Genomic DNA, 23,751 nt, shown 5'->3' with positions numbered 1-23,751 from the left:
TTTAAAATGATCGAACAAAGTGTAGTGAAGATGAAATAGTTCTTTTTTAAATTGCTTATTTACAGTGTTTACCATGTCTTGTGAGGTTTTCGTAAGGTATTTAATGTCTTAAATTCAACACTATGAAAATACTTCAAAAAATAGCCGGTGGAACACGCAGCCCACCAGGCTTTAATGGCATGATGAAGCGCCACCTTGTATAAAGTATCACTGGTAGCCTATAAAAATTTCATGTACTCTCAAACACCTTTTGCAATGACGGCTTAAAGAGAATATCCAGACTTATTGATTGTCTTAAAGGACAAGAAAGTAACTTTTTATGTGGCATGCCATACGTTGTCTATCCCTCTTTTTAAGCAAGGCTGTTCCGTTGGATTGAGCAAGATGTTAGGGCATAAGAATGTCGCTGCCACGATATTAAGATATTTAAAGAGAAAGTTGAAAAGGATATTGGAAAAGGTGTCGCAGATATTTAAGGATATGGAGGGGTCTTTTGTTTCGTAACTCTAAGATATTTTTAATTATAATGATTAAAGAAAGTCAATGTTACTTACATTGACTTTTATATTTAATAGAAGATAAGGAAATAATTCTTAAACTACCTTAGTTTATACAAGCCTTATGATTATTTTAATACTTATAGAGTAAGATATTAAATTATCTTGCTTTATTTTTTATAAGATAAAGGATACTAAATCCTAAACATTTTAAAATCATCGAAAACACAGTACGCTCTGTAGCTCCTTTTTTTGAAAAATTTTTTTTGAAACCTGACGCTAAAAATTAAGAAATGAAGTGTAAAAATATCTGTTTACTTATGTGTAAAAATCAGTTTTTCTGCACTGCGGAAGTTTATTTGTAATGAATAAATATTTGGTGTACTGAAGCTATATTATAGTTTATACACAAATGATATGGAAAACTTATTAGGTCCGAAATAGTTATACCTTTCTGATCTGAGTTTGCCACTGTTTTTTTCCTTTTTGTATACATCGTGATTCATATTGGCATAGCCTACCCCCAGCGATGCCTCTGCGCCGATCTTGTCACTGATGGTCATCTGATATCCTCCGGCTATTCCTATACCGAACAGTTGTCCCTGATAATAATTATCTTTCAATGAGTTGCTCAGCGATATATACCCTACGTTGTAGAAGGCATAATTAAGATTGGCGCCGGCGAAGAATCCGTTGAAAGCCTCTCCCTGCATCCACATTCTGAACTCAGGTTGTAGTGCAATATGCCGAAGTTTGGTGTTTCCGGCATATTTCTTTAAGGAATTATAGGATACGGATGTGTGTACGGTCATAGGAAAATCATAATTCGCATTTACCACTGTTTCAGCTGCCGCATTGATATTGCCAATTGCTAATCCAGCTACATTTGTCTTAAATACCCAACCACTGCTACTGCTGTTATATCTGCTGCGCGAAAATTGAGCAAACAGGGTATTACAGTTTGTAATCAGGCTGAACAAAATAAGAAGTACTACTTTTGCTTTCATATATGGATGATAATTATATATTTCATGTATACAGAATGAAATAGCTCAATGTCTTTGTTATGCTGATTCTTTATTGCAGAACTGAAATGAGCTGATTTTTTTTGTACTATATAAGGTATTGCAAATATTAGGAATGAAAAAGGAAGATATTGCTCCGATTGATTTTAAATTTAATGTAATTGGACAATTTTATGCATATTGATGCCAATATAGCGTGCGGAAAACTCAATATATGGAATTCCATTCTGCAAATTGCTGTTTGGTTTTTTATTTTCGTTCTGTTTTTTGATCACAACTGATTCCAGTGGTACAGCATACACTCGGAAATGGACTATTCTGCCAAACATACTGCTCGGTAGACATATTTTATAGCATAAAGGTTTTTTTAGTAAGAAGGTTGACAGGGGGGATGTCTCCCGATGTACCGGGATACCTCCTTGAAAAGGAGATAAGAGCAGAAGGTGGGCAAGCCGATAGCAGGAGTGCAGGTGCCTGTACATCTATTTGCTAATGAGTCCTTTTCCTTTGCAGGGAGGGGAAGTGGAGCGGTCTTGTGATTAATCTCTTTCCGGATAACACAGTATCTTATCTTGAAAAAGAAAGAAGAATGGGGTTTCGTATCAGGGACAGTGTTTTCTTAAAGTTTCCCCTGCTGTTGTAATTCTGCCAGTATAGTCTCTATCTGCTCGAATGTGGCATCTTTACAGATTACTTTTTTGTTCTCGTCCAGCAGGTACAACGATGGGAGTGCACGCAGGTCATATAGCTGTTGTGTAGGTAACTTATCATTATAACCGTTTATCCAGTCCGCAGGGAGTGAGAGGATGTAATCTGTCCAGGTGTTTTTAGTTGGTTCGGTACATATGGCCAATATGCTAAGCCCTTGACGAACAGTTTTTAATTCCTTTAATACATTACTGTGTTTCATTTTTGCTGTAGTGTCTTTACAATACGGACAGTCAGGATTATAAAAATACAGAAGTGTATAGTTACTTTTAATAGCAGACAGAGAAGTTTTTTTTGAATGTGCGGTCATGTATGTAAAATTTTCGGCTGTCTGATTTACATTGTTTTTGGAAATTATATTCAGCTGATATCGGGTTCTCACCAGATACATATCTTCTATGTTCGGAAATGTCAGTTTATACTTCAAAAATGTAGCGTACAACTCATCGTTTCTTAACGGAGAAAGAGGGTCGTACAGATAGTTCTCTAAAAGATCTCCCATCTGTAAAAGAAGAGTAGCCGAGGTTATTTTTCTGTTTAAAAATCCGGTCATTGTTTCTTTAGCGACCGAAGGCTGAAACGTATGAAGCAGGAGCAGGTAGTCTGCAAGAGATTCTTTAAAAGCCGGAAGTCCGGCTGTTGAGATACTATCAGAGAATGGCATATCATCCCAATAATGTTCAGCAAGATAATGCTTGTGTTCCTGTCCGTGAATAGAAGCAGTTAGACTGTCTATATTCTTGTCGTTTACATTATTTTCCTTCCTGTATGGAGACTGACAGGCAATAATAAATGCTGTACAGGATGCTATCAAAACCAGATTCTTCATATTTTTTTGATTATAGATTAATTTGGGTGTCTGCTGTCCATTTTAGCTTTGCATATTCGGCATTGAGATACGGGAAGCCCGCTTGTGGGATATAACTGGTGAGTCCGCTATGTGTACGAATGGTAAAACCTCCCTGGCCCAATAAAAATTGAGGTGTAGAAGCTTTATAAACAACAATTTTGTTTAAAATGGATCGAAGATTTGTCTGGCTTTCCGCTGATGTGCGTCTGCTGTAATAATCAGCAAAGTCAAAGAAAAGTCTGTAATTTGCATATCTGTCAAAATGCTGTACAAGCCGTAATTCAGATTCTTGTAATGGTTTTGTCGCATTTATACGCGCCCATGTCGCCAGTTCGGATAAGGGGCGGACATCTATCATAGAAATGGTTGCAGAGCGGTAGTCACCAGATTGATTATTGTAATAATCAAAAACCTGTTTGGAGAATCCTTTTAAATCGGCTTCTTTTGTGTAAAGATATGGGAGTAACTCCGGGTATATAGGCGTAAATCCCGGAGAGAGTATTTCTGCCGAAGATGCTACAATATATCGTGTTTTGTCTTTAAGCTCATATATAACTTCTATTCCTGTCATAAAACAGGATTCAAAGATTATAAAATCAAAACTATTATCCGGGAGTGCTGCTGCAAAATCGCGTAGTTCCAGATCACTTTCACTATTCTGAAGTAGTGTTCTGGGTTTGATGAGTGTACCTTGTGGCAACCAGCCGGAAGCATGAGAGAAAAGAATCAGACCGTAGCTTTGGGCAGGTGCGGTTTGTTTGACCTCTGCCAGCACCTGTGAAAACACTGTTGCATCTGCTGCATTATGTTTTTCATATGTTTTGAGTACTTTCTCTACTCCTTTCCCTGATGGATCGGCCACTATTTCCAATAACCGGGGTACATCATCACGGATAGCCTGATAGATCAGGAGGCGTCCCATGCCGGCTTTGTATCCCTGCTTCAGAGATTCTATCTTTTCATAGGTCTCATTCTGCAGGTTGTTATTGCCTCCCATGTACACTATAACAGTACGTGATACAGGAGGTTTTGGAACAATATCCAACCTTTCTTTTCCACAGCTACAAAGTAGCAGGAAGCAGAGTAAAATGAAGTAAATATTCAATCTTTTCATATTTTTAGCTTTTGATCGAGGATAATAGTATTGATTATACGGGGCTGTTTGAAATCTAAAATATGTAATCACTTCACCCCCCAGGTGTTTGGAATAGATATCAGGCAACAGTTGTCTTTGTTGGTATAAGGATCAGCTCTTTTTGTTTGGCATACTGTCTCGGGGAAATACCATAATATCTTTTGAATATTTTGGAAAAATGACCGAGATTAGTATAGCCGACTTCCATACCTGCCATCGATACACTTATTCCTTCCAGAATCATTCTTGCAGATTTTTCCATACGTGCATCCAGATAGAACTGTGAATAATTCTTGCCTAGTATCCGTGTAAAAGATTGAATAAATTTTGTCTTACTCATATTATGCTCATTTGCGAGGGTCTCCAGAGGAGGCCAGGGTCTGTGTAACTGCTGCAATAGTTTGTCTTTTAGAATGGAGAAAGGTTCTGTTCCCAGTGAAATCTCTTTTTTTAAGGCATGTTCACGTATGTTTATTTTTTTAAAAAGATGAGCAAGCATAGTTAACGTAGCCCCATGCGTATGAAGTTTGAAAGCGTGTGGGGGGAATGAGAGATCTAAAATTTCACTGGCCAGATTATAGTCGACCAGATCCATATTTAATATACCTTTTACACATTTGTTATTCCTGAACTGATCTACAATGCTGGATTCTATGAGGTCTTTTTCTGTAATATTAGTATTGATCCAACGCCTGTCTACAATGAAAAGAAGTAATTTGATATGATCTCCTTGTTGTATCCTTGTCTCCAGACCTGTCCCTGATGAAGAATAATAGACAGCTTCTGAAAAATTTAGCCAGGATTTTTTTTTGTGATTTTTAATATTGTTCGCATATACCGGATCTTCACTCATATTGAAGTGTATAATGAATTCTTCGTTTTTCGGATCCGGACTACGATTCAGGTTTAAATCAGTATGAAAGATACAATCTACTCTCAATAGACTAAGACCGTCACCAAAAGTTGATAATTCGAACATACCCTCTCCGACCTCAGAATGTAATACGAGACTATTTTCCCGTATTTTGTTTTCATATCCGGTAATCTCACTGAGTGTATCAGAGAAGTTTCTTAGCCAACGTTCATCCGTTGTCAGATAATAATCTAAATTTAACTTCATGATAATTACATATTTATCTTATGTGCAAAGGTACAGGACGTTAATTGCTCAGGAGGCTAAAATAAGTTTATTAACTAGTGTATTAAGACTAAATAAAATTTATAACTAAGTTCTGATGTCTTCACATATGCCCGAAATATCAATAGATATCAGGATATGAAATTTTTTTCCTGATTGCCGGCGAGGTGCTTGTATTTACTCGGTTCTATATGGAATACTTGTTTGAATGTTTTGGCAAAATGACTTAGATTAGAGAATCCTACTTTTTGGCCTACTTCCGAAATAGCTTCACCTATTTGCAAAAATTCAGCAGCTTTCTGCATTCTGATGTCCATCATCAGATTATGATAGCTTTTACCATATATACTCTTGAATAGTGTGATAAATTTGGTGCGGCTCATCATACAGTTACGCGCTATCAGACTGATAGTAGGCCAGGTATTATTTGGGTTTTTTTCCAGATTTCCGACAATACGCATGATTCTGGATACATCCGAAAAATCTGCATATGACTGAATATTTTCGTCTTGTACATGTTTGGAAACAAAAAGAGAAAGCAACTGGAGTACCTTGCCTTTTGTCTGCAGACGCATACCGGTGTTCTGATCCATTTCTTCAATCAGCCGGAATGCCAGTGACATCTCTTCCATAGTGAGATTGACCATACCTTGAATGGATTTGTTTTGAAGAAAGCCTTGTATTACATCTTCACCAATATTGGTATTATAATTTAATTGTTTGTTTACCAACCATGACCGGTGTATGATAATGGTAACCCATTTTACCCATTTGTCTTCAGGAAGTTCCATTTCCACAGATTTACCACTACTGGAATAAAAAATGGCCTCTTCCCAGTCAACTCCGACATCGACTTGTCTTCCATTTTCTTTTTTAATCATGAATGAGGCCTCACTGAGGTTAAAATGTATATACAGGTGTGCATTTGAACGCGTTACATTTCGTAAGAACTTGACCTGATTTTTGAATCTGACATTTGCTTTGAATAAGGCCAGACCCGTACTGAGTTCTGCCATAGACATGCAGCCTTTCCCTACAGATTCAGGCAGTTGAATACAGTTATCTTTTATCGGAATTTTTTCATTAAATGTCTTTGACATTGCTTTGGCCAGATCTCTGAGACACTCTATCTCACTGTTGAGGTATACGCTGACTTCAGGTATCGCTTGTTTATTTTCTGTGAGAGGATCTAATCCCAGATATTTTGTGATCAGCATTTCATCTCTTTCAGGATGACTTTTTAATCTGAGAGAAGTACTTTCACCCAGACATTTGACTCTCAATTGTCCTTCTTTGTCTTGCAATATCATAAAGAACCCGGCACTTTCTACTCTGGTTCCGTTGTTTGCCATACTGGCATGCTGAAATTCTACAGGAAAAAGAACCGGGTTTCCGTCTATAATAATATATTTCTTTATTTTCATAATTTTCTACACATTATATCTTGTTGATTAATACAAAGTTATCTTACAATAGTGCTTGAAGAGGATAGAATAAGGTATTAAACTACTATATTAAGGTAGAAATGAGGCGATTCTACAGATTTTAAAAGGTTTTTAGAAATAGGATATTAATTTAAGAACCTTTCCCTTGGTTTCAAGACGCATATAGGAGTCAGGTTCTTTTTCCTCCATCAGTGAATAGGCAAGTGAGATTTCTTCGGTCGTGAGATTGATCATACCTTGTAAAACTCTATTTTGAAGAAAAGCCTGTATAAGATTTCCGCCAATATGTGTAGAATAATTCAACTGCTTAATTGTCAACCATGACCGGTGGATGATAATCGTGATCCATTTGGCCCACTTGTCATATGGAAGTTCCATTTCTATTCCTTTGCCACTACTGGAATAGAACATCATTTCTTTGCTTCCAGTTCCCAGATCTACCATCTTGCCATTCTCTTTTTTTATCATACATGACGATTCGCTGAGATTAAAGTGTAAATACAAATGTGTGTTAGACGGAATAACATTGCGTGATAGCTTCACCTGATTTTTGAATCTGACATTAGCTCTGAATAAAGCCAGTCCGTTACTGAGTTCTACAATAGACATGTATCCTTCTCCTATAGCCTTTGGAAGGAGAATACAATTATTTTTTATTGCAATCGTTTCATTATAAATAAGTGACATGGAGTCAGCAATTTTCTGTAAGCAGTCCGTTTCACTATTAATATATGCACTTATCTCAGGCATAATATTATTGTTTTGTTTTGCCATCATCAGACCCAGATATGTGGCAATAAGAAATTCATCTCTTTCAGGATGACTCTTTACTGAAAGAGAATTACTTTTGCCCATACACTTTACCCTGAGCCGTTTATCGTGCCCCTCAAAAATTGTAAAGATACCGGCACTTTCGATCTTTGCACCCTGGTAAGCGATATCAGCATGTGTAAATTCTACCGGAAACAGGATAGGCTTACTGTCGATAATGATATACTTTTTTATTTCCATAACTTTATAAGATAGACATTAATAATATTTAGTGGTTATGTCAAAATTAGGGTATACCGATGCCGGAAAGGGGTAGAATAGGACATTTAATAACTGTTTTAAGGTGGAATTGAGTAATTCTGTGTGTGCTATATACTCAATTGATCTCAAAATGTGAAACCACTTGTTGCACTCATCCGGAGATAATTATCTCCATCAGGTAAACTGATTTTTTATATTGTGGTTATACAGATATATGTGGCAAAAAAATGAAAATGCTTTTCAAAATATTATAAATGATATTTTCTAAATAGAGAAAGAGAGACAGCATAATCACTATAAAGACAGGCCAAAAGCTCAACTTGCTTTCAGGTATAATTTGTACATTTTTATCAATATATGAAGAATCAAAATACAGATTATATTCAGGACCGCTTCTGATTGTGGATATTAATCTAGACTATTCTGTAGGTTTTATAAAATTTTCACCCGGAAGGAGGTTGAATTTTTTTCTGTAAGCTGCTGCAAAATATCCGGATTGGCTATAACCAAGTTCCAGAGCGACCTCTTTAATAGATCTGAACATCCCTCCATTCAGCAGCTCTTTAGCCAGTAACAACTTTTCATTGAGGAAAAACTGTTGAGGTGTATCTTTCATGATCTTCTTAAAGAGTGTTTTATACTTAGATGTAGACATTCCAGCGATTTCTGCCAGTTTATGAATACCCGGAAAATCCATTTGCAGATCATTTGTCATATAAGCTATACTTTTATCCATGCTATCTAAATCTTGTTGTGGCAGTTTGTAGAGTGTATCATCATACAGACGTATTCGTCTGACAAGATTTGTAAAGATCTGCAATGAAGCTCCTTTTAGGAATAGTTCAAAAGCCGGATCATCAAAAGATCTGTTTTTTAATTCGTTTAGCAATACCTGTGTTGCACTCTCCATATGCTGATAATAAGAAAGAACTTTTTTTGATTTATCAAATATGACTTCCACGGCCTCTGTAGGCTTGCAGTCTGACAACATAGAATGCAGTAAGGATTTAGCTATGAATAGCCGGAGGTAAAAATTTCTTTCTCCAATAGCGGGAATAAAGGTGCTCTCCACTTTACCGTCTGTAAATCCCATTCCGAATTTGGACGAATAACCAACCTTGTGATCCGTACCATTAATGATATGTTGATTATAATGGTCACTGATGTCGTAGTAGACTACATACATATCTTCTTTTGTCGGAGTACGTGTGACTTTGATGGGTACAGTGTAAATAAGATCAACTAATTGTACAGAGAAACCTGATGTAATTTCCAGAAAAATTGTACCTCCTGTTCCATGTTGATGAGGTAGTTCACTGCGTTTATTATCAATAACTTCAGTGTCAAATGCGTGAGCAACCTGATACATCCAGTCAGGGCTCAGACTATAAGAATGTTTGATGTGTCTCATTACATGTGAGTTAGGTAATCTTTTGGGGGAATGCCGTAAAATTTTTTAAACTGGTCCGCAAAATATGATGCATTTGCAAAATTATAATGTGCTGTAACCTCACTAATGGTGTGTTGCCCTGTTTCCAACATCTGCTTTGCATATGTGAGTTTGTTTTGTAGAAAAAAGGCATTGGGAGACAGACCTGTAATCTTTCGGAATAAGGTTTTGTATTTGGTTTCTGACATCATCGCCCGTGCTGCCAGATCTTTTATTCCGGGAAAGGCCGATTCAATCAGGTTCAACAGAAAAGATTGCGAATCAATAATAGCAACCAGATCTTCTTTGACAACTTTCTCCAAGAGTATTTCCTGATTCAGGATCTGATCCAGATAATCACTTAAAAGGTTGTAAACGGTGCTTTTAGCGATAATATCATACAAAGGATCTTCCTGATTTGTATTTCGCAATTCATTTATCAGCCACCAGGCCTTATTGCTGGTTCTTCCGTAGCGCAGAAATGTGTTTTTTTCGGAATCAAACATGGTATTGAGCACATCTCTGAATTGGGGAAAGCCGGACAAAATTCTCCTTAATTCTTTTTTGTCTATATGGATGTCTATACTGTATGTTGTACTTCCTTCTTTTACAACATAATCTGCATCCAGACTACTGTCATATAGTGCTACATTATATTCCCACCGGCCAACAGGATTTGCTACGTTATCCAGAATGTGAAAAGCATCGCCTTCTGTAAAGTCGAAGTGTAGGGTTACAAAGTTGTTTTTTGTATTACGCAGATGAAAAGTAAGGGGTTGATTAAAAACTGCATCTATGATAAATGTAGAAATAGTATCACTTACTTTTAAAAAATAGCATGTTCCCTCCAGTACTTCTGCTGGTATTTTCAGAAAGGAACCTTCTACTTCTCCTCCCATTTTCTGAGCGAAGGAATAGATCCAATATGGATCAACACCATTTTCATGCGTAATTTCCATTTTGCTATATGTTGATTTTCATAGGTTGTAAGACTATTCAAACAACATAAAGTAACAAAAATAGTTTGTATTTAATTTGATACAAATGAAATTTTGATAAATTACAATATAAATTTTCATTGTTTGACTTGTATTATCCGAAGTAATTAACTATAACTTTTGACATATTTAATTTTATTAACGTTTTGACGAAAAAATATAGCACTTGAAGAAGCCGTCAGGAGAGGGATTCAGACAGAAAATGGTATACTGCAGAAGTTTTCGGTGAGGTATTTTATTTTACGGATTTAGGAAGCGGTTTCATCGCTGTTATGCGGATAATGGGGAAACAAATTGGTTCGGTATTCTTTTGGAAGTAATCCGAAGTGTTTTTTGAATTGTTCGGACAAGTACGAATGGCTTGAATAATTCATTTTTTTAGCGATTTCTGCTATAGTAGAGCTTTCCAGTTCAATTATCTTTCTGGTGAGTTCAAGTTTATTTTTAATAAAAAAACTGTTTGGACTGAAACCTGTTATTTTGCGGAATAAATGTTTGAATTTGGATTCTGACATATACGCCATGGAAGCCAGTTTTTTTATACCTGGGAAATTTTTATCTAATCGTTTGATTATATATTCCTGGGTAATGAGTATTCTTCTGATATCACTGTCTTCCAGATCGGGATATGTGTTTTCTACATTAGATATTTCATGAATAAATATTCCCAACATGGCATACATAGCGCCGGTCAGGAAATAATCAAAACTTACAGAACTGGGACACAAATATCTGAACTCATTGACTATTTTCCACGCCTGAGGATTCGCTCTGCCTGATTTTATGTATATATTTTCTGTGTTGTAAATACAATTATTACACGAAGGATATTTTGTTATTGCAGTATTTATAAGTTTGTTTAAAGCTTCTTTCCGAACAAAAAGAATTAAAATACAGCTTTCAGATCCTGCTTCAATAATAAACTGATTTTTATCAGAACTATCTAATATAACAAATCCATAATTGCATTCATATGTTCGTTCTTTACTTATAGCCAACATTCGGCCTGTACCATAACCAAAAACAATAAAGAAAAAATCAGTTTGTCCGTTTTCCGGTGACTGAAAGCAAATAGACTTATGGTATTTTCCATTAGAAAACCAGACTGAAAAATCTTTATCAATGTTCAGTACATAATTAAAACCTGCAAAAATGTCTTCGGGAATTTCAATAAAATTACCGTTAATCCGTCCGTTCAGTTTGATTGCCAGTTCTTCTTTCCAATTTGTCTTTACACTAAAGCTGCATTTTACATTTAACATATTGAATTTTATTTAAAGATTGAAGAATCAGGATGATTTTTTTCTGACTAAAACACTACCAGGCAAGACTCCAAATTTACTTCTGTATACAGCGGAGAAATAGCTTGATTTACTGTATCCTAATTCGTATGCGATTTCCAGTACTGAGTTATAATCTCCACTGGTAAGAAGCCGTTTTGCCAGGAACAGTTTCTCCGTTAAAAAAAAGTTGTTTGGTGTATCGTTGAATACCCGTCTGAAAGCCAGTTTATATTTTGATTCTGACATTCCGGCCATTCGGGCTAAATTACTGACTCCGGGAAATTTCACCCACAATTGTGTTAGAATATATTCCTGAGTAGCTAAAATACCTTTAATCTCTATATCTGACAATTTGAAAGAAGGATAGCTGATCTTGCTGAATCCTTCTATCAGCAAGCCAAACAGGCGGTAGGAAGTACTCTTGAAAAAAAGTTCAAAAGAGGGATCCGTATATGATTTTTTTTTGAGTTGATGTAGTAATAATTTACTCCGGCTGTCAATATGACCATAGAATAATAGGGTATTGCGCTCCGGATCAAAATAGACGTTTTTATTATTATTTTGGATATGGTTCTTAAATAGCTTGATTAAAAGCTTTTTACTAACCAGTAAACATAAGGAATATACCCGTTCGCCCAGAATGGGGATATAGCTGCTTTCTACCGATGAATCAACTATTCCCATGTCGAAAGGGGAATTGAGGCCAACCATATGACCTACTCCATTTACGATATGAGTACTTATATTCTCACTCAAATCATAATACACAAACACCAAATCATCTTCCTTTGCTTTTCGGCTGAAGTGTATAGGTTGATGAACAATCATATCTCTCAACATTACAGACAGACCGGGCATTAATTCTATAAAATATATCCTGCCTTCAGCAATCTCACGAGAAAAGAGAATTATCTTGTTGTCGATTAGCCGGGTGCCAATCTGATCACTAAATTGTTGCAGCCATTGAGGTGTAAGTGTATATGTAATATTTAATAATAATTTTTTCATATACGCTATACCGATAATAAGTTTGCAATTCCTGATAGCAGTCGTTGCACTTGCAAATTTCAATTAACTAAAAACAGTAAAAGGAAAGGAAAGGACATTTAAATAACACAATAAGACATTTGCTTAAATTGACCTTATAATGGTGATTAATTAACTTATTGTGGCATTTAGTTTTATTTGTGAATATTTTTCAGGTAAATTTTATTGGAAAAATAAATTTTACCTAAAATTAAATTTAAAATTGAAGATATATGGTTTTTTTTATGAAAGTCTTGATTTTGGAAGTATTTTGACTAGTGTGAGCATAGTGCAAAGGAATTTATTTTTACTCTAAGGAACTTCAGTCGCTGTCGCGTCTGTTAGCGTCCCCGCCGACGGGTAAAGTGAATTAAAAAAACAAAACCCTGACGATGGGCGCCAGGGTTCGTTACTAACCAATTATAAACCTAAATTATGAAAAGACATTTTAATAGTTGTTCTGAAAACAACGGATAATTCTGAATTATCTTCTGCAAATATACATAATAAACAGTGTTTGTTCCAAATAATTTCATTGAAAAGTTGTGTTGACAACTATTTTCTGACACAAATTTGATAGTCTGTCTAAAATGGATAATAAAATGACCTTATCAATCTCTTAGGGAGATACAGCATTATGATTTTTAATCTTTACTTTTGATATAAAGGATTGAAATATGATTTTACAGGAATTAGCAAGATTAAAAGCTATTGTTATCGATGTAGACGGTGTATTGACTGACGGTACGGTACAGGTGGATGAGCATGGGGAACAACTTCGCACTTTTAATGTAAAGGATGGTTATGCTATGCATCTGGCGATGTCAAAAGGATTGCAGATTATTGTGATCTCAGGTGGCAGGAATGCAGGTGTTCAAAGACGTCTGGAGGGGTTGGGTATACAGGAAATCCATTTGGGTGTAGCGGATAAGCTGACCTTGCTTCAGGATATTACGCAACGGTTTCGCATTGAGTTGCCGGATGTGATGTTTATCGGAGATGATATGCCGGATTACAAATGCATGAAGGCTGTAGGCGTAGCTGCCTGTCCGGCAGATGCAGTGGAAGAAATAAAACAGATTTCACATTATGTCTCCGGTCTCGGAGGGGGTAAGGGGGTGGTTCGGGAACTGATCGAAAAAACGCTCAAACTGCAGGATAAATGGTACGATGATACGAATGTGAAAAGTGTATAATCCATGCTTGATAATTTAAAGAATATACCTGTGATTCTGGGATCGCAATCTCCCAGAAGAAAAGAATTACTGGCCGGAATGGGGGTGGATTTTGATGTTGTTGTAAAAGAAACGGATGAATCCTTTGACCCGGATTTGCTGCCGGAGCAGATCGTAGCGTCTATTGCGGAGAAGAAAGCGGCTGCATTTAACAATGCTGAATATGAAGATCATTTGCTTATCACTGCAGATACTATTGTGGTCGCTCACAATACGATTCTTGGCAAACCTCAGGATCGGGATGACGCTTTTCGTATGTTGTCTATGCTTTCTGATGATACGCATCAGGTGATGACGGCTGTGTCTGTATTGTGGAAAGGGGAGCTACGTACTTTTGTGGAATGTACGGATGTGGTTTTTCCTGAGCTTTCGACTGATGAGATCAACTATTATCTCGAACATTATAAACCTTATGACAAGGCCGGAGCATACGGTATTCAGGAATGGATGGGGATAGTGGCTATTGATCAGATAAAAGGATCCTATACGAATGTGGTGGGGCTTCCGACCGCAAGGTTGTATCAGGAGTTAAAGAATATTAAATAAAAAAAGGAGCTTAGCTCCTTTTTTTATTTAATAAAGTACCGTATTCCCGTGTAAAATAATCTTCCGGAAAGTGGTCCCCATAACATATTGGTATCAAAATAATTCCCGAAGGGATCGTCATAAGCCAGTATAGGATTTTTTTGGAAATAGTTGGTGAAATTTTCTGCTCCCACATAGATGTCAAAGTTTTTGGATGCTCCAAATGTTTTGCTTATCTGTGCATTCATCGTAGCATATGCAGGAGAATATTCTTCCAGTTGGTACGGAACCGGATTGGCTGCGGTAGAAGGTAGTCTTTTCTGACCAACAATATTCAGAGTGTAATCAAAATTCCATCCGCTTTCCAGTGCGTATGCCAGATTCATAAAACCTCTGTGCTTAGCCATTAAGGGTTTGCTTAACCTTTGATCTCCGTAGTCGGTCTGAACATCCAGTAAGCGGTAAGCTATTCGGGTTTCGAATCTGGGTGCCGGCATAAATCTGAGTTCGGCTTGTAAGCTGTTGGAGTAAGATTTACCCGTAAGATTGTAAAAGGCAATTTCTCTTGGATTTTCATAATCCACGACTACCTGGTTCTGGAAGTGGTTAGAAAAGAGTTCCATCGATGCTGTCGCTTCTCTTCCAAACATACGGAAGGTCTGATCTACGCTAAGTCCGGTATTCCAGGAGACTTCCGGGCGGAGGCCGTAAGCTTTATCAAAACGATTCTCGGACCGGATCACTAATGCCCGGCTACTTGCAAATACGGACATATTCTCTGCAAATATATTCGCAGTACGCTGTCCTCTTCCGGAGCTCAACCGTAATGTCGTACCTGTCACAGGCTGATATCGAAGTTGTGCACGTGGTGTTCCAAACCATCCATACAGGGAGTTGTAATCCGCTCTCATTCCCAGTATAGCATCGAATTTTTCATTCGGACTGTACGTGTATTCTCCAAAAGCTCCTGATACAACTTCTTTGCGCAGATAGCGGTCTGTACCGGCTAGTGTCTCGTCTACATTGTCATAGGTAAGTGTCAGGCCTGTCCGGTATTTATGGGCTACTGTACCTATAATGTCCTGATAAATCAGATTTGCATAACCGTTTTTTTGTTCGGCATTGTAGGTGCGTGTTCCGAAATAATTTTTCTGATCGTAGTATGTTCCCGAAAGTTGCAGACCTATACTGCGGTGAGTATTGCCTTCAAATACATATCCTATCTTAGCAAAACCTTCATATCGGTTAATGTCAAATCCCAATCCATACCTGGTTGTGCTGAGCTTATCTGTTTTCTCATCAAAATCAATTTGTCCTCCTGTACGGTCATCCTTTAAATATTTGATTCCGAATTGTGCAATAAGTCCTTTTCCATTCTGATAGGTCCATCTGTTGACTCCTGAGAATACATTGCCTGCAGGTAGGTCACGAAAGCCGTTATTACTGAAGTTCATTCCTTTATTATACATAAAGTTGTCATGCAGCAACAGTCCTACGGACCAGTTGTCACTGATTTTTTGAGAAAGGTTCAGGTTCAGATCTGTACGTCCCATATTGTTGGCATAAGCGTTGAAGTATAGCTTTTCTGAATTTTGAGGTTTCTTCAATTCTACGTTTATCTGTCCGGCCATACTTTCATATCCGTTTACTACAGAACCTATTCCTTTACTGATCTGTATGGATTCAATCCAGGGACCTGCAATACTGTTCAATCCAAGGGGAGTCGCTAATCCGCGGGGACCGGGAAGACTTTCTACGGTAAGTTGTGTGTAAATACCACTCAACCCCAGCATTTGAATCTGCTTACTCCCTGTTACAGCATCATTGCTGACCACATCTACAGTCGCATTGGTTTCAAAACTTTCACTCAGATCACAACAGGCAGCTTTAAACAATTCCCGGGAAGTAAGTACTTCCACACGTGCCGGATTCATGTTGGATACATAGCTCGTCTTGCGCGAACGGGATACAACGACCTCAGCGAGCACATTTTCTTTTGCATGTATCACAAGAACTTTATTCAGATCAGTCACCGATATCGTGTCGGATTTCATTCCGGCAAATGAAATAATAAGATTTGTCAGTCCTTTTTCATGTCTGATTTTAAAAACTCCGTTTTCATTGGTTAATGTCTGACTGTCCTTTTTCTCCAGCCATCTCACATTTACCGATGGGATAGGGGTAAGCGTTCCGTTTTTACTTTCCTCTACAACCACTCCCATCACTTCGTCTTTGCTCTTTCCTGCCACTGATACATTTTCGGCACTGTTGTCTGCCTGCAGACGGTCGTGTTTACAACACTCATGCAGATTTTGATAGGCTTCATCGTTTGCTCTTACTCCTTCTGTATCGTGGCCGACCTCTGCAATGTTTTTCTTGATCTGTTCGAGTTTGACTTTGGAAGAATCGTATATAGTGGTCAGTATGCCGGTATTTATATCCCAGACAGCTGACTTTACACCATCTTTATGGGCTGCAGTTTCTATTCTCTTTTTACACATAGCACAGTTCCCGGCTACTGCAAACGTAATTGTACTGTCACGTCCTATGGCAGAACCTGCCTTTGCACCGGATACGACTGCTACCGGAGCTGGTTTGAGACGTTCATATTTACAACATTCATGAAGACTGTCATAGACTTTGTCATCTGCTTTTATTTCTTCCGTATCATGTCCTGCAGCAGCGATATTCTGCTTGATCTGCAGTAGTTTTATTTTGGAGCTGTCGTACTGAAGCGAGACTATTCCGGTGCTTTCATCCCAGGTCGCCTGTTGTACTCCTTTTATAAGGGCTGCCTTTTCGATTCTTTTCTTACACATTCCGCAGTTACCGCTTACTTTGAAAGTAGCTGTACTGTCTTGTTTGTAACCAGATATTTCCGGCTCTGCAATTGGGGGCGGAGCAGCTTGTGTCCGTTCATATTTACAGCATTGGTGAAGATTATCGTAAGCCGTTTGATCTGCTTTTATACCATCTGTGTCATGACCGGCATCTGCAATATGCTGCTTGATACTGTTTAGTCTGATCTTCGAAGGGTTATATGTTACCGTAATTGCTTCACTGGCTTTATTCCAGGATGCCTGATATACTCCGGCAGCAACGGCGGTTTTTTCAATTCTTTTTTTACACATTCCACAGTTTCCTTTTACTTTAAAAGTAACGGTGGTATCCTGCTTGCCTGTCTGTGCGTATACAGGCAACGTTACCATTGCACACAGCAACAGTAGTATGTTGAATACTTTCATTTTTTAATCATTAATTGTACGGATAAAATACAGGAGCTCTTTTCTGTGTCAGAGACCTGTTTAATATAAGATACAATGAATGCTAAATCCGGAAATTACAATGGAGGAGATAACTGTCCTGTTGTCGGACAAGTGCTGTGGAATTGGTCTGCGCGATTTGATGCTCAACCGCAAGCTCTTCAAAAATATTGAAATTATAAACCCAGAATAATGTAATTACTGATGGCGTAAATAAATTGAAATTTTTGATTTGATTATTGTTGGAGTAATGGTTGTCTGAAGCCTTTTCCAGATCAACAACTACATCTTTGCAGACATGTTTTTTGTCCGGTTTGGCATCTGTATGGCAGGAGCTGCTCTTCTTGGATGCTTGGGATGATGATTTCTTTATGCAAAGAGGACAATTTTTGTGTGATGATTTGTCTGAAACGGAAATAATATGCTCCTGATCATTGCCGCAAATATGGAAATAAAACGCTGCCCCACTTGAGGTTAACGAATAAATCAATACTAATACGGTGGCAATCCATTTTCGCATAAGTTACAAATATAATAAAAAAATAATAAATCTGTCTTAAATTCAGTGATATCACAAAAAAGTTATCTGCATACCGACTTATCCCAATTCTTTCCTAAATTGAAATATAATTTTGTAGTATTAAATCATTAATGTAAAAACAGGCTATGAAAAAGATCATTTTAACATTGGCAGTTGTATGTGGTATGCATTTTGCATTTGCACAGGATATTAAAGAAGCTCAGGTACCGGCAGTAATTCTGAATACGTATAAGCAAAATTTTAAAAGTGCTAAATTCAGTGACTGGGAGATCAAATCAAATGGTATGTATGAAGTGGAGTTCAAGACAAGTCTGACAGGTAAAGATCATACAGCATTGTTTACTCCTGAAGGAAAACTTTATCAGCATAAGCAGGAATTAGCTGCTAAAGATCTTCCGGCCGCTGTGACTGCTTCCATTAAAAAAGACTTTAAAGGATATCGCATTGATGATGTAGATCGTATTGATCAGCAAGGTAAAGTAACCTATAAGGTGAGTCTGAAAAGTAATGCACAGGATTACGATGTGGTATTCGGGGCAAACGGTTCTGTAATCAGTAAAAAATTGGATTAACCGGTTTACAGATATATAAAACAATAATATGAGAAAATTAATAATTGCACCTCTGTTGGTCATGTTGACTGTCTTTGTGTCTTGTGATAAGGATGAGGTCATGGATCCTACTAAATTGCCGGCCAAAGTACAGGATTATATAGCTGCACATTTTTCAGATGCACATATCAGTCGGGTAGAACAGGACAAAGGAGATAGTAATTCGTATTACGAGGTCTATTTATCAACGGGTTATGAGTTGGATTTTAACAAATCCGGAGATGTCTATGGCATTGACGGTAATACAAAAAGACTTCCTGATTCGGTTGTTCCTGAAAAGTTATCCACATATGTTTCTGCAAATTATAAGACTTTTTTTGTTGTAAAATGGGAATTGGGTCGATTAGAGCAGGAAATAAAGCTTAATAATGGAATAGAACTGGTATTCGATCTTAACGGAGAGTTTAAAAATGTGGATAAATAGCGTCGGCTGATTTTTGTGATTTTTTTGTGTCTTGTTTATATTAGTTATAACATTGAATATAAACCAAAACACAAACCTAAAATTGAACTGTAATGGAACAATTGATCACAAACCCTACTGTCCTGTTTATATGCACAGCGCTTTTACTAAGCTCAGCAGTTGCTCTATATAAGGTATATTCTAAATTAATCAAAAGAGTATAATCAGGTATTAAAATAAGAAAAGCCCGATCCGGGCTTTTCTTTTATGCTTTCATATCTTTTATAAAACCGGGAATTTTTTCCATGTAGTTTTCCTGCGCCAGTAGTTTGACAAAGGCACTCCCTACTATAGCTCCGTCTGTAATAGATGTTGTTCGCAGAAATGCTTCTCTTGAAGAAATACCAAATCCAACAATAAGCGGATGTTGCAGTTCCAAAGCCTTGATACGGCTGAAATATGCGGCTGTTTCATCTCCCACATTGAGATTATTGCCTGTCACGGCATTTGAGGATAAAAGATAGATAAAACTGGTTGATAGTTTGTCTATTTTACGGATACGTTCGTCCGAAGTCTGTGGTGTTACCAAAAACACATTGCTGATACCGTATTTTTTAAATATATCCTGATACAGTTCTTCGTACTCATACATTGGAAGGTCAGGGATAATGACTCCTGTGATACCGGTTTCCTGACAAGATCTGCAGAAGTTTTCGACGCCGTATTGCAGTACCGGATTGACATAACCCATGAGAAATACAGGTATAGTTACCCGATCTCTTAACTTACGAAGCTGTTCAAATAGCTTATGTAGTGTCATTCCGTTTTTCAGTGCTTCTTCTGAGCTGTGCTGAATTACGGGACCGTCTGCCACGGGATCTGAGTAAGGGAAGCCTATTTCCAGAAAATCTGCCCCTGATTTTTCCAAAGCTTCCGCTATTTCTATTGTACTGTCCAGCGAAGGATATCCGGCTGTAAAGTAGATAGAAAGTAAAGGTTTGTCTGTTATAGCAGGGAATGTGTATTTTTTCTCTTTCATAATTTAAAATCCAAAGTATTTCATATAATTATCCAGATCCTTATCTCCACGTCCTGACAGGCATACTACTACTGTTTCAGAACCATCAAAATTCATCTTTTCCAGATGAGCAAGTGCGTGTGAACTTTCGATGGCAGGAATGATGCCTTCCAGTCGGGTTAACTGAAGTCCGGCCTGCATAGCCTCTTCATCCGTTGCACTTACATACTGTCCGCGTCCGCTTTTGAATAACCATGCATGCTGTGGCCCTATACCGGGATAATCGAGACCTGCAGATATGGAATACGGTTCGATTACCTGTCCGTCTTCTGTTTGCATTAATATGGATCGGCTGCCGTGTAATACGCCTTCTTTACCTAAAACCGTGGTCGCGGCTGTTTCTCCTGAATCGACTCCATGTCCTGCAGCTTCTACTGCTATGATCTTTACATCTTCTTCATCCACATAATGGTAGAACATACCCGCTGCATTGGATCCGCCACCTACACAGGCCAATACATAATCCGGATTGGATTTACCTGTTTTTTCCTTTAATTGTCTTTTTGTTTCTTCTGATATAATTGACTGAAATTTAGCAACCATATCCGGATATGGGTGTGGCCCAACGACTGATCCGATAATATAATGTGTATCTACGGGATTGTTGATCCAGTCTCTAAGCGCTTCATTGGTTGCATCTTTCAACGTACGACTTCCTGATTTTGCTGCTACTACCTGCGCACCCATCATTTTCATACGGGCCACATTAGGTGCCTGACGCTCGATATCCACTTCACCCATATATACTACACACTCCAGTCCTTTGAGTGCACATACTGTAGCTGTAGCTACTCCGTGCTGTCCGGCTCCGGTCTCGGCAATAATTCTCTTTTTACCTAAGCGCTCAGCCAGTAAAATCTGGCCGATTGTATTGTTAATCTTGTGTGCACCTGTATGATTCAGGTCTTCTCTTTTCAGATAGATATTGGCACCATATTTTTCCGAAAGACGCTTTGCCAGATAAAGAGGCGATGGTCGTCCTACATAATCACGAAGCAAAGACTGGAATTCTTCCTGAAAACTTTTCTCCTTAATAATGCTGAGATATTGTTGACGTAGTTCTTCTACATTTGGATAAAGCATTTCTGGAATATAGGCACCACCAAAGGGACCGTAATATCCTTTTTCGTTAACTTGATATTTGCTCATTTTTAATTGTTTTCACTACTTGTTTTAATAATTCTGTTTTTTTCAATCCCGGTTCTGACTCAAATTTTGAATTCAGATCAATGGCGTATAGCCTTTTGTCAGTTGTCAGAAGAGCATTGTTGATATTATCAGGACCTAACCCGCCACTCAGAAAATAGGGTTTCTGCATGGTGTAATTCTGTAGAATAGCCCAATCAAATGTTTTTCCCGTACCTCCATGCTGATCACTTTTCGTATCAAAAAGGAAATAATCCGTAACTTCTGTGTATTTGTTGAGGATCTTCCAGTCAAAATTGTTGTCAATGCCAAATGCTTTGATGACAAGTACTCCCGATGCTTTTATCTCTTCGCACAGTTGCGGAGATTCTGTGCCATGTAATTGTACTCCATGAAGTCCATAGGTCCGGATCTTATTTTTGATAGTCACAGCAGAAGCATTTACAAATACGCCTATACGTTGTATGCGATCAGGCAGCTCAATGTCAGAGGCAGACAGCTCTGCCACACAACGCTTTGATCCTTTATAAAAAATGAAGCCCATATAATCGATATTCAGCAGACCTGTTTCCCGGATATTCTCCGGGTCTTTCATGCCACAGATTTTGATTTTTACCGGATAATTCATTAGTTTATTAATTTTTTGAAAGAGGAAAGAGCTTTCTTACCTAACAGCGATTCTTCTGCTTCATAATAGCAGTCCGCAAATGTTCTGTCGGGATTAAATGTTTTGATGGCCATAGCAGCGTTGCTTAATACTACATTCTGTTGAATGTCATTTCCTTCTCCGTTGAGGATATCCATAAAGATTTTACCGGCCTCATCTACGGTATCTCCACCAGAGATCGTTTCAGGATGAATAGCTTCGAATCCAAGCTGGGCTACTGTATAATAATGCTCTCCTTTATTGTCTATTACTTTGAAGTCGCCGGTAAGGGAGATTTCATCATAGCCATCTAAAGCATGCAGGATAGCGTATTGTTTGTTTGTATGTTGGTAGAGATAAGCGTACAATCTGGCCAGTTCAAGACTGAATACACCTACGGACTGAAACTGAGGATTGGCCGGATTAGTCAATGGACCCAGCATATTGAAGAATGTTTTGACACCTAATGCCCGTCTGATTGGAGCCACTGTTTTCATTGCAGGATGGAAGAGCGGAGCATGCAGAAAGCAAATATTGGCTTCGTCTAACTGTCTTCGGATTTCGCCTTCATCATTTGTGAAGCTATAACCCAGATACTCCATAACATTGGAAGAGCCGCATCCTGATGAAACACCTATGTTGCCATGTTTGGCGACCTGATATCCTGCTCCCGCTACAACAAAGGAAGCTAAAGTCGAGATATTAAATGTATTCTTACCGTCTCCTCCGGTACCGCAAAGATCAATAAGCCGGTAAGCACTCAGATCGAGTTTTTTGCACAGGTCGTACATGGCATCCCGGAATCCGGCAAGTTCCTCTACACGTATGCTGCGCATTCCGTATGCTGTCATGAAGGCAGCGACCTGATGTGTGTCATATTTTCCTTCTGTAATATTGATCAATATGTCGTAAGCCTCTTTGCGAGTGAAGGCTTTGTATTCAAATAAATGTGCTAATATCTCTTTCATACGGGGTTTAAACAAAAAAAGGCTTACCTAAAAAGGCAAGCCCACTATTCTTTGATATGTAAATAATTCAAGCAATAGACAGTTGCCACAACATTAACTGTTGTGCCACCACCATGCTTTATTTACACTTGTTGATTTCATTTTTATTATCGTTATGACAAATATGATGCATTGTCTCTAAAAAAACAACTTTTTGTTGAAAAAAAAAACAAACGTTTTTGTCAAATATGCTAATAAGTGACAAAATGTGCCGTTCTGTTTCCCTTTGATACAAGGGTAAAGGATGCTATTTTTCCGTTTTCAAGATAGAGGGCAACGACTTGTCGTCCTTTGTATTTCAGAAAATACATGCTGTTGACGTCCAGTCCTTCGGGGTCTATATCCCGGGTTTCTTTTTTAGGAATCTGATTCCAGTTGAGGTATTCAATTTCGTTGATATTCTTGTTCTGAATATTGAGTCTTACTTCATCCAGACTGGCGACCAGGTAATCAAGATAATCGTCATCTACTTCTTTATTGACGGTGACATACTGACTCAGCAATACATCTGTGGCAATGCTGTCTACAGACAAATCGTGTACAAACTTACGGATGTAGGGGAGATCTTTATCGGGAGATTGTGCAAGGCCTAAAAATGGAATAATCCAAAGCAAACCAAGTGCAAAAATGTATTTTCGCATAACAGATATTTAGTCATTTGACTTGTGAAAAAGCCAAAAGATTAGTCAGCCAAATAAAAACGCCTTAATTAGATTAAGGCGTTTTTATG

21 protein-coding genes are annotated in these 23,751 nt (G+C 37.8%); 4 read left to right on the top strand and 17 right to left on the bottom strand.

Going from position 1 to position 23,751, the window contains the following annotated elements:
* Window positions 1-892 precede the first annotated feature (892 nt).
* The 10 genes from HMPREF0766_RS10535 to HMPREF0766_RS10490 form a co-directional block, all read right to left on the bottom strand.
* Window positions 893-1,504, bottom strand: a complete 612-nt coding sequence (locus HMPREF0766_RS10535; protein WP_002996780.1) for a DUF3575 domain-containing protein — start codon at window positions 1,502-1,504, stop codon at window positions 893-895.
* A 637-nt stretch (window positions 1,505-2,141) separates the two neighbouring features.
* Complete coding sequence (locus HMPREF0766_RS10530) at window positions 2,142-3,059, bottom strand: DUF5106 domain-containing protein (protein WP_002996776.1); 918 nt, start codon at window positions 3,057-3,059, stop codon at window positions 2,142-2,144.
* A gap of 10 nt (window positions 3,060-3,069) precedes the next feature.
* Window positions 3,070-4,194 (bottom strand): clostripain-related cysteine peptidase, encoded by a 1,125-nt coding sequence (locus HMPREF0766_RS10525; RefSeq protein WP_002996772.1) that lies wholly within the window; start codon window positions 4,192-4,194, stop codon window positions 3,070-3,072.
* 100 nt (window positions 4,195-4,294) lie between these two features.
* Window positions 4,295-5,335, bottom strand: coding sequence for a helix-turn-helix domain-containing protein (locus HMPREF0766_RS10520; RefSeq protein WP_002996770.1), 1,041 nt, complete (start codon window positions 5,333-5,335; stop codon window positions 4,295-4,297).
* A 149-nt stretch (window positions 5,336-5,484) separates the two neighbouring features.
* Complete coding sequence (locus HMPREF0766_RS10515) at window positions 5,485-6,777, bottom strand: helix-turn-helix transcriptional regulator (protein WP_002996768.1); 1,293 nt, start codon at window positions 6,775-6,777, stop codon at window positions 5,485-5,487.
* Between the two features lie 132 nt (window positions 6,778-6,909).
* Window positions 6,910-7,809 carry a hypothetical protein gene (locus HMPREF0766_RS10510; RefSeq protein ID WP_002996766.1) on the bottom strand — a complete coding sequence of 300 codons (900 nt, stop codon included), beginning with the start codon at window positions 7,807-7,809 and terminating at the stop codon, window positions 6,910-6,912.
* A 439-nt stretch (window positions 7,810-8,248) separates the two neighbouring features.
* Window positions 8,249-9,241 carry a helix-turn-helix transcriptional regulator gene (locus tag HMPREF0766_RS10505; protein ID WP_002996763.1) on the bottom strand — a complete coding sequence of 331 codons (993 nt, stop codon included), beginning with the start codon at window positions 9,239-9,241 and terminating at the stop codon, window positions 8,249-8,251.
* Window positions 9,241-10,218, bottom strand: coding sequence for a helix-turn-helix domain-containing protein (locus HMPREF0766_RS10500; RefSeq protein ID WP_002996761.1), 978 nt, complete (start codon window positions 10,216-10,218; stop codon window positions 9,241-9,243). The genes HMPREF0766_RS10505 and HMPREF0766_RS10500 overlap by 1 nt, the downstream gene beginning before the upstream one ends.
* A gap of 287 nt (window positions 10,219-10,505) precedes the next feature.
* Complete coding sequence (locus HMPREF0766_RS10495) at window positions 10,506-11,519, bottom strand: helix-turn-helix domain-containing protein (RefSeq protein WP_002996758.1); 1,014 nt, start codon at window positions 11,517-11,519, stop codon at window positions 10,506-10,508.
* 27 nt (window positions 11,520-11,546) lie between these two features.
* The gene (locus HMPREF0766_RS10490) at window positions 11,547-12,548 is read right to left on the bottom strand and encodes a helix-turn-helix transcriptional regulator (protein ID WP_115388593.1); all 1,002 of its coding nucleotides are present in this window, start codon (window positions 12,546-12,548) and stop codon (window positions 11,547-11,549) included.
* 695 nt (window positions 12,549-13,243) lie between these two features.
* Between HMPREF0766_RS10490 and HMPREF0766_RS10485 the strand changes: the two genes are divergently transcribed.
* Both HMPREF0766_RS10485 and HMPREF0766_RS10480 read left to right on the top strand, forming a co-directional pair.
* Window positions 13,244-13,762, top strand: a complete 519-nt coding sequence (locus tag HMPREF0766_RS10485; RefSeq protein WP_002996750.1) for a KdsC family phosphatase — start codon at window positions 13,244-13,246, stop codon at window positions 13,760-13,762.
* 3 nt (window positions 13,763-13,765) lie between these two features.
* Window positions 13,766-14,347, top strand: coding sequence for a Maf family protein (locus HMPREF0766_RS10480; protein WP_002996748.1), 582 nt, complete (start codon window positions 13,766-13,768; stop codon window positions 14,345-14,347).
* A gap of 23 nt (window positions 14,348-14,370) precedes the next feature.
* Here HMPREF0766_RS10480 and HMPREF0766_RS10475 read toward each other — a convergent pair whose 3' ends face one another.
* Window positions 14,371-17,571 carry a cation transporter gene (locus HMPREF0766_RS10475; RefSeq protein ID WP_002996745.1) on the bottom strand — a complete coding sequence of 1,067 codons (3,201 nt, stop codon included), beginning with the start codon at window positions 17,569-17,571 and terminating at the stop codon, window positions 14,371-14,373.
* Between the two features lie 82 nt (window positions 17,572-17,653).
* Window positions 17,654-18,109: an HYC_CC_PP family protein gene (locus HMPREF0766_RS10470; RefSeq protein WP_002996742.1), complete on the bottom strand. Its 456-nt coding sequence runs from the start codon at window positions 18,107-18,109 to the stop codon at window positions 17,654-17,656.
* Window positions 18,110-18,255: 146 nt separating this feature from the next.
* On the opposite strand from HMPREF0766_RS10470, the gene HMPREF0766_RS10465 reads away from it, so the two are divergent.
* Window positions 18,256-18,702 (top strand): PepSY-like domain-containing protein, encoded by a 447-nt coding sequence (locus tag HMPREF0766_RS10465; protein ID WP_002996739.1) that lies wholly within the window; start codon window positions 18,256-18,258, stop codon window positions 18,700-18,702.
* 28 nt (window positions 18,703-18,730) lie between these two features.
* On the top strand, window positions 18,731-19,165 hold the full coding sequence (locus tag HMPREF0766_RS10460) for a PepSY-like domain-containing protein (protein WP_002996736.1): 435 nt from the start codon (window positions 18,731-18,733) through the stop codon (window positions 19,163-19,165).
* Window positions 19,166-19,409: 244 nt separating this feature from the next.
* Here HMPREF0766_RS10460 and trpA read toward each other — a convergent pair whose 3' ends face one another.
* From trpA to HMPREF0766_RS10435, 5 genes are all read right to left on the bottom strand, one after another.
* Window positions 19,410-20,183 carry a tryptophan synthase subunit alpha gene (gene trpA, locus HMPREF0766_RS10455; RefSeq protein ID WP_002996733.1) on the bottom strand — a complete coding sequence of 258 codons (774 nt, stop codon included), beginning with the start codon at window positions 20,181-20,183 and terminating at the stop codon, window positions 19,410-19,412.
* A 3-nt stretch (window positions 20,184-20,186) separates the two neighbouring features.
* Entirely contained in the window at window positions 20,187-21,371 is a 1,185-nt protein-coding gene (trpB, locus tag HMPREF0766_RS10450; RefSeq protein ID WP_002996730.1) for a tryptophan synthase subunit beta, read from the bottom strand.
* Complete coding sequence (locus HMPREF0766_RS10445) at window positions 21,352-21,996, bottom strand: phosphoribosylanthranilate isomerase (protein ID WP_002996727.1); 645 nt, start codon at window positions 21,994-21,996, stop codon at window positions 21,352-21,354. Before HMPREF0766_RS10445 ends, trpB begins: the two co-directional genes overlap by 20 nt.
* On the bottom strand, window positions 21,996-22,982 hold the full coding sequence (gene trpD, locus HMPREF0766_RS10440; protein ID WP_002996724.1) for an anthranilate phosphoribosyltransferase: 987 nt from the start codon (window positions 22,980-22,982) through the stop codon (window positions 21,996-21,998). Before trpD ends, HMPREF0766_RS10445 begins: the two co-directional genes overlap by 1 nt.
* A 230-nt stretch (window positions 22,983-23,212) precedes the next feature.
* Complete coding sequence (locus HMPREF0766_RS10435) at window positions 23,213-23,662, bottom strand: hypothetical protein (RefSeq protein WP_002996721.1); 450 nt, start codon at window positions 23,660-23,662, stop codon at window positions 23,213-23,215.
* Window positions 23,663-23,751: the final 89 nt, after the last annotated feature.

The sequence above is a fragment of the Sphingobacterium spiritivorum ATCC 33861 genome (assembly GCF_000143765.1).
In the GTDB taxonomy this organism is placed as follows: Bacteria; Bacteroidota; Bacteroidia; order Sphingobacteriales; family Sphingobacteriaceae; genus Sphingobacterium; species Sphingobacterium spiritivorum.
Note: the sequence above shows the minus strand (reverse complement) of the source record. Positions and strands in the feature narration are given on the sequence as shown.

Bases quoted from the DNA above. Each gene is read 5' to 3' on its own strand.
- HMPREF0766_RS10535 (WP_002996780.1), bottom strand. From the start codon at position 1,504: ATGAAAGCAAAAGTAGTACTTCTTATTTTGTTCAGCCTGATTACAAAC.
- HMPREF0766_RS10530 (WP_002996776.1), bottom strand. From the start codon at position 3,059: ATGAAGAATCTGGTTTTGATAGCATCCTGTACAGCATTTATTATTGCC.
- HMPREF0766_RS10525 (WP_002996772.1), bottom strand. From the start codon at position 4,194: ATGAAAAGATTGAATATTTACTTCATTTTACTCTGCTTCCTGCTACTT.
- HMPREF0766_RS10520 (WP_002996770.1), bottom strand. From the start codon at position 5,335: ATGAAGTTAAATTTAGATTATTATCTGACAACGGATGAACGTTGGCTA.
- HMPREF0766_RS10515 (WP_002996768.1), bottom strand. From the start codon at position 6,777: ATGAAAATAAAGAAATATATTATTATAGACGGAAACCCGGTTCTTTTT.
- HMPREF0766_RS10510 (WP_002996766.1), bottom strand. From the start codon at position 7,809: ATGGAAATAAAAAAGTATATCATTATCGACAGTAAGCCTATCCTGTTT.
- HMPREF0766_RS10505 (WP_002996763.1), bottom strand. From the start codon at position 9,241: ATGAGACACATCAAACATTCTTATAGTCTGAGCCCTGACTGGATGTAT.
- HMPREF0766_RS10500 (WP_002996761.1), bottom strand. From the start codon at position 10,218: ATGGAAATTACGCATGAAAATGGTGTTGATCCATATTGGATCTATTCC.
- HMPREF0766_RS10495 (WP_002996758.1), bottom strand. From the start codon at position 11,519: ATGTTAAATGTAAAATGCAGCTTTAGTGTAAAGACAAATTGGAAAGAA.
- HMPREF0766_RS10490 (WP_115388593.1), bottom strand. From the start codon at position 12,548: ATGAAAAAATTATTATTAAATATTACATATACACTTACACCTCAATGG.
- HMPREF0766_RS10485 (WP_002996750.1), top strand. From the start codon at position 13,244: ATGATTTTACAGGAATTAGCAAGATTAAAAGCTATTGTTATCGATGTA.
- HMPREF0766_RS10480 (WP_002996748.1), top strand. From the start codon at position 13,766: ATGCTTGATAATTTAAAGAATATACCTGTGATTCTGGGATCGCAATCT.
- HMPREF0766_RS10475 (WP_002996745.1), bottom strand. From the start codon at position 17,571: ATGAAAGTATTCAACATACTACTGTTGCTGTGTGCAATGGTAACGTTG.
- HMPREF0766_RS10470 (WP_002996742.1), bottom strand. From the start codon at position 18,109: ATGCGAAAATGGATTGCCACCGTATTAGTATTGATTTATTCGTTAACC.
- HMPREF0766_RS10465 (WP_002996739.1), top strand. From the start codon at position 18,256: ATGAAAAAGATCATTTTAACATTGGCAGTTGTATGTGGTATGCATTTT.
- HMPREF0766_RS10460 (WP_002996736.1), top strand. From the start codon at position 18,731: ATGAGAAAATTAATAATTGCACCTCTGTTGGTCATGTTGACTGTCTTT.
- trpA (WP_002996733.1), bottom strand. From the start codon at position 20,183: ATGAAAGAGAAAAAATACACATTCCCTGCTATAACAGACAAACCTTTA.
- trpB (WP_002996730.1), bottom strand. From the start codon at position 21,371: ATGAGCAAATATCAAGTTAACGAAAAAGGATATTACGGTCCCTTTGGT.
- HMPREF0766_RS10445 (WP_002996727.1), bottom strand. From the start codon at position 21,996: ATGAATTATCCGGTAAAAATCAAAATCTGTGGCATGAAAGACCCGGAG.
- trpD (WP_002996724.1), bottom strand. From the start codon at position 22,982: ATGAAAGAGATATTAGCACATTTATTTGAATACAAAGCCTTCACTCGC.
- HMPREF0766_RS10435 (WP_002996721.1), bottom strand. From the start codon at position 23,662: ATGCGAAAATACATTTTTGCACTTGGTTTGCTTTGGATTATTCCATTT.